The 10,681-nt window shown below is 63.5% G+C and carries 9 protein-coding genes; all 9 read right to left on the bottom strand.

The features are described 5' to 3' along the window. Positions 1–295: 295 nt before the first annotated feature. The gene (gene lpxC, locus DBO86_RS09560) at positions 296–1,207 is read right to left on the bottom strand and encodes a UDP-3-O-acyl-N-acetylglucosamine deacetylase (protein WP_108233555.1); all 912 of its coding nucleotides are present in this window, start codon (positions 1,205–1,207) and stop codon (positions 296–298) included. Between the two features lie 111 nt (positions 1,208–1,318). Then, on the bottom strand, positions 1,319–2,512 hold the full coding sequence (ftsZ, locus tag DBO86_RS09555; RefSeq protein ID WP_084341757.1) for a cell division protein FtsZ: 1,194 nt from the start codon (positions 2,510–2,512) through the stop codon (positions 1,319–1,321). Positions 2,513–2,554: 42 nt separating this feature from the next. Then, positions 2,555–3,802, bottom strand: a complete 1,248-nt coding sequence (gene ftsA / locus DBO86_RS09550) for a cell division protein FtsA (protein ID WP_108233554.1) — start codon at positions 3,800–3,802, stop codon at positions 2,555–2,557. 15 nt (positions 3,803–3,817) lie between these two features. After that, positions 3,818–4,684: a cell division protein FtsQ/DivIB gene (locus DBO86_RS09545; RefSeq protein WP_108233553.1), complete on the bottom strand. Its 867-nt coding sequence runs from the start codon at positions 4,682–4,684 to the stop codon at positions 3,818–3,820. A 3-nt stretch (positions 4,685–4,687) separates the two neighbouring features. Then, entirely contained in the window at positions 4,688–5,629 is a 942-nt protein-coding gene (locus DBO86_RS09540) for a D-alanine--D-alanine ligase (RefSeq protein WP_108233552.1), read from the bottom strand. After that, a complete protein-coding gene (gene murC / locus DBO86_RS09535; protein WP_242444959.1) occupies positions 5,626–7,026 on the bottom strand; it encodes a UDP-N-acetylmuramate--L-alanine ligase in 1,401 nt (466 codons plus the stop codon). Before murC ends, DBO86_RS09540 begins: the two co-directional genes overlap by 4 nt. 34 nt (positions 7,027–7,060) lie before the next feature. Next, positions 7,061–8,131: an undecaprenyldiphospho-muramoylpentapeptide beta-N-acetylglucosaminyltransferase gene (gene murG, locus DBO86_RS09530; RefSeq protein WP_108233551.1), complete on the bottom strand. Its 1,071-nt coding sequence runs from the start codon at positions 8,129–8,131 to the stop codon at positions 7,061–7,063. Continuing rightward, on the bottom strand, positions 8,121–9,332 hold the full coding sequence (gene ftsW, locus DBO86_RS09525) for a putative lipid II flippase FtsW (protein WP_108233550.1): 1,212 nt from the start codon (positions 9,330–9,332) through the stop codon (positions 8,121–8,123). Before ftsW ends, murG begins: the two co-directional genes overlap by 11 nt. Further along, a complete protein-coding gene (murD, locus tag DBO86_RS09520) occupies positions 9,326–10,675 on the bottom strand; it encodes a UDP-N-acetylmuramoyl-L-alanine--D-glutamate ligase (protein WP_108233549.1) in 1,350 nt (449 codons plus the stop codon). Before murD ends, ftsW begins: the two co-directional genes overlap by 7 nt. Positions 10,676–10,681 lie beyond the last annotated feature (6 nt).

Genomic DNA, 10,681 nt, shown 5'->3' with positions numbered 1-10,681 from the left:
CGGGCTTTGGCGATTATGGCCACCTCACCCCGCTGCGCCGCCTCATCCGCTTCCTGTTCGTCAGGCCAGCATTTTGCCTCGGGCTTCCTTCAGATTCGCAGTCGCCCGCGACACCCTTGCCTTCAGCTAACACTTCCCCTTGCCGGGTGTGTAGAGGACTTTCACCTCCAAGTCGCCAGGCTCACCACCACAGTGAACCCGACAGCGCCAGTCACGGCGCTACGCGCCATGCCTGGCGCACCATAAAAAAGGCCACCCGAAGGTGGCCTCAATTGAAGCTGGAAAGAGAGTGCGCTTACACCGCCGCGACAGGGCGCATGTAAGAGATCGGTGCGAGCTTGGCGTCCTCGAAGGTCACCATTTCCCAGGCATCAGTCTGCTCAATCAACGTGCGCAGCAAACGATTGTTGAGCGCGTGACCAGACTTGAGGCCCTTGAACTCGCCGATCAGGCTGTTACCCAGCAGGTACAGGTCACCGATGGCATCGAGAATCTTGTGTTTGACGAATTCGTCCTCGTAACGCAGGCCGTCTTCATTGAGCACACGATGTTCGTCGACCACGATGGCGTTCTCCACACTGCCACCGAGCGCCAGGTTCTGCGAACGCAGGAACTCGATGTCACGCATGAAACCGAAGGTGCGGGCCCGGCTGACTTCCTTGACGAAAGACGTACTGGAGAAATCCACACTGGCGCTCTGCGTGCGATTGCGGAACACGGGGTGATCGAAATCGATCTCGAAGCTCACCTTGAAACCGTCGAAAGGCACGAAGGTAGCGCGCTTATCGCCCTCCTCCACAGTCACCTCACGCAGGATGCGGATGAACTTCTTCGGCGCTTCCTGCTCCTGCAGGCCAGCGGATTGAATCAGGAACACAAAGGGACCAGCACTGCCATCCATGATCGGTACTTCGGACGCGGAGAGCTCGACGTAGGCGTTATCGATGCCCAGGCCTGCCATGGCCGAAAGCAGATGCTCTACCGTATCCACCTTGACATCACCATTGATCAATGTGGTCGACATGGTGGTTTCACCGACATTCCCGGCCAGTGCGCGGATTTCCACCACGGGGTCGAGGTCGGTACGACGAAACACGATACCGGTATCCACCGGAGCCGGCTTCAGGGTCAGGTAAACCTTCTCCCCCGAATGCAGGCCAACGCCGGTGGCACGGATGATGTTTTTCAGGGTGCGTTGTCTGATCATGGCTTGGCCGCTATATCGCTAGTTGCGAATTGTTTTCAACAATGGCCGGAAATAATAGCAGAACCGACCTTTGCTGAACACCAATCACCCATATGCTCCTGATAAATTCCATCAATCAGCCTGGCGACGCAGGAAAGCCGGGATATCCAGGTAATCGAGATCATCCTGAGTATTGAGCTTGGCTGCAGTGGCGGCGCCACCGTGGCTCTGGCGCTGCACAGTCGGACGCTCGTAGTCCTTGTAGTTGACCGACTGCTCGCTGCGCGGCTGCGCGGCAGGCTGCTGGGCAACCGGCTGGCTGACGGCGACCTGAACGGTGTTGTCGACCACCTTGACCGGCTTCTCCATGCGCGCGCCGAGGCCGGTAGCGACCACGGTGACGTGCAGTTCGTCGCGCATGTCGGCGTCGATCACGGTGCCGACCTTGACGGTGGCGTGCTCGGAAGCGAACTGCTCGATGATGCTACCCACGTCGGAGTACTCGCCCAGGGACAGGTCAGGACCGGCGGTGATATTCACCAGGATGCCGCGAGCGCCCTGCAGATTGACGTCTTCCAGCAGCGGGTTGCGGATGGCCGCTTCGGTGGCTTCACGCGCACGGTTCGGACCGCTGGCACAGCCAGTGCCCATCATCGCCATGCCCATTTCGCTCATCACGGTTTTCACGTCGGCGAAGTCGACGTTGATCATGCCCGGACGCTTGATGATATCGGAGATACCGCGCACGGCACCGGCCAGCACGTCGTCAGCCTTGGCGAAGGCGGACAGCAGGCTGGCGTCCTTGCCGAGGATGGTCAGCAGTTTTTCGTTGGGAATGGTGATCAGCGAGTCGACGCTCTCGGACAGCGCGCGAATGCCTTCATCGGCGATGACCATGCGCTTCTTGCCTTCGAACGGGAACGGGCGGGTGACCACGGCCACGGTGAGGATGCCCAGCTCCTTGGCCACCTCGGCGATCACCGGCGCAGCACCGGTACCAGTACCGCCACCCATGCCGGTGGTGATGAACACCATGTCGGTGCCTTGCAGCACTTCAGCGATGCGCTCGCGATCTTCCAGCGCGGCCTGACGACCGACTTCCGGATTGGCGCCAGCACCCAGGCCTTTGGTCACGCCCGGGCCGAGCTGCAGCACGGTACGTGCGCCGATGTTCTTCAGCGCCTGCGCATCGGTGTTGGCGCAGATGAACTCGACACCCTCAATGTTGCTGACCGCCATGTGATTGACAGCGTTACCGCCGCCACCACCGACACCGATTACTTTGATAACCGCGCTTTGCGGAATGTTATCTACTAGTTCGAACATGATCCCTCTCCTTCCTTTCTAGTTGTAACGCCTACTGCAAATTTAGAAATTGCCTTGCACCCAACGCTTGATGCGTTCGAGTACCGGGGGTTTGCTCTCGTCCTGATAAGGACTGCCCACCGACATGGAAATGCCATCGCTCTGCTTCTGCAGCCCGTACATCAGCAGCCCCACACCGGTGGAATAAATCGGGTTGCGCACGACGTCGCCCATGCCCTTGACGCTGTGCGGTACGCCCAGTCGAACCGGCATGTGGAAAATTTCCTCGGCCAGTTCCACCGCGCCTTCCATCTTCGCCGTACCGCCGGTCATGACGATGCCCGCCGGAATCAGGTCTTCGTAGCCGCTGCGGCGCAGCTCGGCCTGCACCAGGGTGAACAGCTCGTCGTAACGCGGCTCGACCACTTCAGCCAGGGACTGACGCGAGAGGTCACGTGGCGGGCGATCACCGACGCTCGGCACCTTGATGGTTTCGCCGGCACCGGCCAGCTTGGCCAGGGCGCAGGCGTAGCGAATCTTGATTTCCTCGGCGTACTGGGTCGGCGTACGCAGGGCCATGGCGATGTCGTTGGTGACCTGGTCACCGGCAATCGGGATCACCGCGGTGTGACGAATCGCGCCTTCGGTGAAGATGGCGATATCGGTGGTGCCGCCGCCGATGTCCACCAGGCACACGCCCAGTTCCTTCTCGTCCTCGGTCAGTACCGAATAAGCGGATGCAAGCTGCTCGAGGATGATGTCGTCGACTTCCAGACCGCAGCGGCGCACGCACTTCTCGATGTTCTGTGCGGCATTCACGGCGCAGGTGACCACGTGCACCTTGGCCTCCAGGCGCACGCCGGACATGCCCAGCGGCTCGCGCACACCTTCCTGGTTATCGATCACGTAATCCTGGGCCAGGGTGTGCAGCACGCGCTGGTCCGCGGGAATCGCCACGGCCTGCGCGGCGTCGAGCACGCGCTCAATGTCGGCCGGGCTCACTTCACGATCACGGATGGCGACGATACCGTGACTGTTGAGACTGCGGATGTGATTGCCGGCGAGGCCGACGAAAGCCGAATGGATGCGGCAGCCGGCCATCAGCTGGGCTTCTTCAACGGCGCGCTGGATCGAGGCCACGGTGGACTCGATATTGACCACCACGCCCTTCTTCAGCCCGCGCGACGGATGGGTGCCGATACCGACGATTTCCAGCTGGCCGTCGGCCGTCACCTCGCCCACCAGCGCCACCACCTTGGAGGTGCCGATGTCCAGGCCAACGATCATCTTGCCGCTCTGCGCGCTATTCATTAGTCCAGCCTCTCCTCAATTCACTTTCTGCTCGGCCGCAGCCGGCTCCACCGGCTCACGCCAGGCCACGGCCAGGCCGTTGGCATAACGCAGGTCGATGCGCGCGATGTTCGCGCTCTGTTCTTTCAGTTCCCGCTCATAGATGGCGGCGAAACGACGCATTTTTTCCACCACGTGATCACGTCCCAGCAGGATGTCGATGCGCTGGCCGCTGGTGTTCTCGGTAGCCGAGAGAAACCAGCTGCCGCGTTCGCGCAACTGCAGCCCGACCACGGTAAAGCCCATCGGCCGCAGCAACTGGCTGAGCATCTGGTACTGCTGCATCACCTTCGGCTGCGCCCGCTTCGGGCCGGACAGCTGCGGCAGATGCTGATAGTTGTCCAGTTCCTGCGGCGCAAACGCCTGACCCTGATTGTTGAGCAGCGCCTCGTCGCCCCAACGGGCGATGGGCAGTTGTTCCTCCAGACGCACGTCGATCTGATCCGGCCAGACACGACGCACTTCGGCATGGGCGATCCAGGGCATGCGCTCGAGCTCCTCGCGCATGCCGCGCAGATCGGCGCTGAAGAAGCTCGCCTCGATATACGGCGCGATCCGCCGCTGCACCGCCTGCTGACTGACATAAGCCAGATCACCCTGCACGCTGATGCGCGCGATCGGGCGGTCGGCGTAGGGCAGCAGACGCAACGCCCCCTCGTAGGCGCCAAAGCCCAGACCAACCAGCAGCAGCGGCCAGAGCAGCCGTCCCACCCAGGAGAAATCCGCCTTGGGCATGCGCAGACGCATCGGCTCCTTGGCCACCAGACGGCTGGCGCCACGCGGCGCGGGCTTGCCGCGTTGCGGAGCCCTCAGCGAGTCCTGATGACGCAGAGCGATGCTCATCGCTTAACCCCTCGCCTCGACGCTGTCAGCCAGGATCGCCAGCACCAGTTGCTGGAAATCCAGACCGGCAGCACGCGCAGCCATTGGTACCAGGCTGTGGTCGGTCATGCCCGGTACGGTGTTCACTTCCAACAGCCAGAACTGGCCGCTGGCATCCTGCATCACGTCGGCACGCGCCCAACCCTGAGTGCCCACGGCCTCGCAGGCACGCGCGGTCAGCTCTTTCAGTTCCGCCTCTTTCTCGGCCGACAGGCCACAGGGAATGCGGTACTGGGTGTCATCGGCCAGGTACTTGGCGTCGTAGTCGTAAAAGGTGTGCGGGGTGCCCAGGCCAATCGGTGGCAGCACCTGGCCACGCAGCACGGCAATGGTGTATTCGGGGCCGGCGATCCACTGCTCGACCAGCACCTGGCTGTCGTAGCGCGCGGCGTCCTGCCAGGCAGCGATCAGCGCCTCGACGCTGTCGACCTTGGCCATGCCGATGCTGGAACCTTCATGCGCCGGCTTGACGATCAGCGGGAAGCCCAGCTCAGTGGCAGCGGCCTCGCAGTCGGCCTGCGAGGTCAGCACGGCGTGGCGCGGCGTCGGCAGGCCGAGGCTGTGCCAGACCTGTTTGGTGCGCAGCTTGTCCATCGCCAGCGCCGAGGCCAGGATGCCGCTGCCGGTGTAAGGAATGCCGGCACACTCGAGCAGGCCCTGCATGGAGCCGTCCTCGCCACCACGGCCGTGCAGCACGATAAAGGCGCGGTCGATCTTCTCACGGGCAAGGCGCGGCAGGAAATCATCACCCACGTCGATGCCGAAGGCGTCAACACCGCCTGCTTGCAGGGCACTGAGCACCGCGTTGCCGGACTTCAACGACACCTCGCGCTCGGCGCTCTTGCCGCCGAACAGCACGGCGACGCGGCCGAAGGCCTTGGGATCGAGGGTACTGTGCAAACTCATTTCGCCTCTCCCACAAACAGCGGGTGTTTAATCAGTTGCGGTGCCACCGCGCCGATATCGCCAGCGCCCTGGCACAGCAGGATGTCGCCGGCACGCAGCAGCGGTTTGAGCAGCGGCGCCAGGTCGGCGCCACGCTCGACGTAGATCGGATCAAGCTGGCCACGCTGACGGATGCTGTGGCACAGCTGGCGGCTGTCGGCACCGGGAATCGGCTCTTCGCCAGCCGGGTAGACCTCTACCAGCAGCAGCACGTTGGCATCGCCGAGCACCTGCACGAAGTCGTCGTACAGATCGCGGGTACGGCTGTAGCGGTGCGGCTGATAGACCATCACCAGACGACGCTCCGGCCAGCCGCCACGCACGGCCTTGACCACTGCGGCCACTTCACGCGGGTGATGGCCATAGTCGTCGACCAGCATCACGCTGCCACCGTCCACCGGCAGCTCGCCATAGACCTGGAAGCGCCGGCCGACCCCCTGGAAGCCCGACAGCCCGGCGACGATGGCGGCATCGTCGATGCCTTCGTCGGTGGCGATGGCGATGGTGGCCAGAGCATTGAGGACGTTGTGGTTGCCCGGCATGTTCACCGACACGTCGAGCGGCTCGCAGTCCGGGCGCAGCACGGTGAAGTAGGTGCGCATGCCTTCCTGACGCACATTGATCGCGCGCACGTCGGCATCTTCGGCAAAGCCGTAGGTCACGGTCGGACGACCAATCTGCGGCAGCAGCTCGCGCACCACCGGATCATCCACGCAGAGCACGGCCAGGCCGTAGAACGGCAGGTTGTGCAGGAACTCGATGAAGGTCTTCTTCAGCCTGTTGAAGTCGCCGCCATAGGTGCTCATGTGGTCGGCGTCGATATTGGTGACCACCGAGACCATCGGCTGCAGGTGCAGGAAGCTGGCGTCGCTCTCGTCGGCTTCGGCGATCAGGAAGCGGCTGGAACCGAGCTGGGCATTGGTGCCGGCAGCGTTCAGGCGGCCACCGATGACGAAGGTCGGATCGAGACCGCCGGCGGCGAACACTGAGGCCAGCAGGCTGGTGGTGGTGGTCTTGCCATGGGTGCCGGCCACCGCGATGCCGTGGCGGTAGCGCATCAGTTCGGCGAGCATCTCGGCACGCGGCACCACCGGAATGCGGCGCTCCAGGGCTGTGGCGACCTCCGGGTTGCTGGTGTTGACGGCGCTGGATACCACCAGCACGTCGGCTTGCTCGGCGTTCTCGGCAGCGTGACCGATGAAGATCTGCGCGCCGAAACTCTTCAGGCGCTCGGTGACGGCCGAAGCCTTGAGGTCGGAACCGGATACTTCATAACCCAGGTTCAGCAGCACCTCGGCGATGCCGCACATGCCCACACCACCAATCCCGACGAAATGGATGCGGCGGATACGGCGCATGCGCCGCACTTCTGCCTTGACCGCAGCGGGAGACTTAGCCACGCATCACCTCCTGGCAGATATCGACCACCGTGCGGGTGGCATCGGGCTTGGCCAGGCGACGCGCGGTGGCGCCCATGACATTGAGTTTTTCCAGGTGCATCAGAACCTCGGTGAGCTGCGCGGCAAGCGTGTCCGCGTCAGTGGCATGTTGCGGGAGAAGGACGGCGGCGCCCTCCTTCGCCAGATATTCGGCATTGCGGCTCTGGTGGTCGTCGATGGCGTGCGGCAGTGGCACTAGAAACGACGGCAGCCCCGCTGCGGCCAGCTCGCTGACGGTCAGCGCGCCGGCACGGCAAACCACCAGATCGGCCCAGCCATAAGCACGCGCCATATCCTTGATGAACGGCGCGACCTCGGCTTCGACCGCGGCATCGCGATAACGCTCCGCAGTGATGTCGGCATGTTGTTTACCGGCCTGGTGGAACACCTGCGGACGTAGGTCGGCAGGGATTTTCTCCAGCGCGGCCGGCAGCAATTTGTTCAGCGGCTCGGCGCCCAGGCTGCCGCCCAGCACCAGCAATTTCGGTTTGCGCCCGGCCAGCGGCTCACGCGGCGTTTCCAGGAACAGCTCTTCACGCACGGGGTTACCGGTGGTGCGTCGCTTGTCAGTCGCTGCGAAGGTGTTCGGGAAGGCCTCGCAGATACGATTGGCGATACGCGACAACAGGCGATTGGCAGTGCCGGCGACGGCGTTCTGCTCGTGGATCACCAGCGGCACGCCCGCCATACGCGCGGCCAGACCGCCGGGACCGGTGACATAACCGCCCATGCCAAGCACGCATACCGGCTGCAGCTCACGCACGATACGCCGCGCCTGCAGCAGCGAACGCAGCAACTGGAACGGCGCCTTGAGCAGCGCCAGTTTGCTCTTGCCACGCAGGCCGCTGACGTTGATCAGATGCAGCGACAAACCGGCCTGTGGCACCAGCTCGTTCTCGATGCCACGCGGCGTGCCCAGCCAGTGCACGGCGTAACCACGCGCCTGGAACTCGCGTGCGCAGGCCAACGCCGGGAATACGTGACCACCGGTGCCGCCGGCCATGATCAGCACATTACCGCGCATGGCTGACCTCCTCGGCAAAATCCGCTTCGGTGAAATCCACGTCCTCGTTACCCAGTATGTTGCGCCGCTCCCACTCGATACGCAGCAGCAGCGCCAGACTCACGCAGCAGATCACCAGCGACGAGCCTCCGTAGCTGAGGAACGGCAGTGTCAGGCCCTTGGTCGGCAGCAGGCCGGTGTTCACGCCGATATTGATCAGGAACTGGCCGATCCACAGGAAGGACAGGCCATAGGCGACGTAGGCGGAGAAGAACTGCTTGGCCTTTTCCGCCCACAGGCCGATATACAGACCACGCACGCAGACGAAAACGAACAGCCCCAGAGTGGTCAGCGCACCGACCAGCCCCAGCTCCTCGGCCAGCACCGAAAAGACGAAGTCGGTGTGTGCTTCCGGCAGGTAGAACTGCTTCTGGATGCTGTTGCCCAGGCCAACGCCAAACCATTCGCCGCGACCAAAGGCAATCAGCGCCTGGGTCAGTTGGTAACCTGCGCCATATTGATCGGCCCAGGGGTCGGTAAAGGTGATCAGACGCTGCAGGCGATACTCCTGGGTCTGTACCAGGACGAACACCGCGCCAACCGCCAGCGCCACCATCAAACCGAAGCGCAACATGCCGACGCCGCCGAGGAACAGCATGGCCATGGCCGAGCCCATCATCACCACGGTGGCACCGAAGTCCGGCTCCAGCAGCAGCAGACCGGACATCGGCAGCAACACCACAAAGGGTTTGAAGAAGCCCATCCAGCTTTCGCGCACCTCTTCCTGGCGGCGCACCAGATAGCCGGCCAGGTAGACCACGACGAACACCTTGGCGATTTCCGACGGCTGCACGTTGAACGCGCCGAAACCGATCCAGCGCCGCGCACCGTTGACCTCGCGGCCAATACCAGGGATCAGCACCAACACCAGCAGACCGAACGCCGCCAGCAGGAGCATCCAGCCATAACGCTGCCAGAAGCTCATCGGGATCATCAGCACGACACCGGCAGCACCCAGGCCGATGACCAGATAAATCAGATGGCGAATCATGTGGTACAGGGGATTACCGGAAAACGCCGCCGCCACTTCCGAGGAAGCCGAGGTGATCATCACCAGGCCCAGGCCGAGCAGAGCGAGGCAGCCGGCTAGCATCGGGAAATCGACATCGAAGCCGCGCCCGAGCAGCGGCGAAGGCCGAACGTGGAGGAAGTCCGTCAACATGACAAGCCTCCCACCGCCTGGGCGAACAGACGCCCGCGCTCTTCGAAGTTCTTGAACATGTCGAGGCTGGCGCAGGCCGGCGACAGCAGCACGGCATCACCAGCCTCGGCCAGCTCGCTGCAACGCTGCACCGCCTCGTCCAGGGTTTGCACGCGCACCAGCGGCGCCACATCATCCAAGGCCTCGGCCAGGCGCTCGGCATCACGACCGAGCAGCACCACGGCACGGCAGAAGCGTGCTACCGGCGCCTTCAGTGCGGAGAAGTCGGCACCCTTGCCATCGCCACCGGCGATCAGTACCAGCTTGCCGGCAATATCGCCACCCAGACCATCGATGGCCGCCAGCGCGGCACCGACGTTGGTGGCCTTGGAGTCGTCGTAGTAACTCACCCCGGCACGCTCGCCAACCCACTGGCAGCGGTGCGGCAAACCGGCGAACTGGCGCAGGGTTTCGAGCATGGCGTCCATCGGCAGGCCTACGGCATGACCGAGCGCCAGCGCCGCCAGGGCGTTGGAATGGTTGTGCGCGCCACGGATTTTCAGCTCACTCACCGGCAGCAGCGCTTCGAAGCGAAACGCCAGGGATTTTTCGCCATTCTCTTCGAGCAGGCCAAAGCGTTTGAAATCAGGTTTGCCCAGACCGAATTCCCAGCAGCTCACCTGGTCGGCGATCAGCGGGCGCGACAGTGCGTCGTCGCGGTTGATCACCACCTGACGGGCACCACGGAAGATCCGATGCTTGGCCAGGTGATAGGCCGGCAGACCGCTGTAACGGTCCATGTGGTCTTCACTGATATTCAGGCAGGTAGCCACTTCGGCGTTGAGCTGATCGGTGGTCTCCAGTTGGAAGCTGGACAGCTCCAGCACGTACAGCTCGACATCGTCGGCCAACAGATCCAGCGCCGGGGTACCAAGGTTGCCGCCGACGGCGACGCGCTTGCCCGAGGCAGCGGCCATTTCACCCACCAGGGTGGTGACGGTGCTCTTGGCGTTGGAGCCGGTGATGGCGATGATCGGTGCCTTGGCGTGGCGGGCGAACAGGTCGATATCGCCAGACAGTTTCACCCCGCGTGCAGCCGCTGCGGCCAACGCTGGAGTGGCCACGGCCAGGCCCGGGCTCACGTACAGTTCCGAGGCGCGGCAGAGGAAGTCCACGTCCAGCTCGCCGCAACGTACTTCCACCTGCGGGTAATCACGCTTGAGCGTCTCCAGCTCCGGCGGGTTCGCGCGCGTGTCGGCCACGGCAAAGCGCACGCCCTGCTGCGCCAGGAAGCGCACCAGGGACATGCCGCTCTTGCCGAGGCCGACAACGATGCGGAACTGGTCGGAAGCAATCAATGACACGCTCTA

It is taken from the genome of Ectopseudomonas oleovorans, assembly GCF_003052605.1.
Classification (GTDB): Bacteria; Pseudomonadota; Gammaproteobacteria; order Pseudomonadales; family Pseudomonadaceae; genus Aquipseudomonas; species Aquipseudomonas oleovorans_A.
This window is presented reverse-complemented; position numbering and strand designations above follow the sequence as displayed.

What these genes read in the sequence shown, in the direction of transcription:
- lpxC (WP_108233555.1), bottom strand. Translation starts at nt 1,207, where the DNA reads ATGATCAGACAACGCACCCTGAAAAACATCATCCGTGCCACCGGCGTT.
- ftsZ (WP_084341757.1), bottom strand. Translation starts at nt 2,512, where the DNA reads ATGTTCGAACTAGTAGATAACATTCCGCAAAGCGCGGTTATCAAAGTA.
- ftsA (WP_108233554.1), bottom strand. Translation starts at nt 3,802, where the DNA reads ATGAATAGCGCGCAGAGCGGCAAGATGATCGTTGGCCTGGACATCGGC.
- DBO86_RS09545 (WP_108233553.1), bottom strand. Translation starts at nt 4,684, where the DNA reads ATGAGCATCGCTCTGCGTCATCAGGACTCGCTGAGGGCTCCGCAACGC.
- DBO86_RS09540 (WP_108233552.1), bottom strand. Translation starts at nt 5,629, where the DNA reads ATGAGTTTGCACAGTACCCTCGATCCCAAGGCCTTCGGCCGCGTCGCC.
- murC (WP_242444959.1), bottom strand. Translation starts at nt 7,026, where the DNA reads ATGCGCCGTATCCGCCGCATCCATTTCGTCGGGATTGGTGGTGTGGGC.
- murG (WP_108233551.1), bottom strand. Translation starts at nt 8,131, where the DNA reads ATGCGCGGTAATGTGCTGATCATGGCCGGCGGCACCGGTGGTCACGTA.
- ftsW (WP_108233550.1), bottom strand. Translation starts at nt 9,332, where the DNA reads ATGTTGACGGACTTCCTCCACGTTCGGCCTTCGCCGCTGCTCGGGCGC.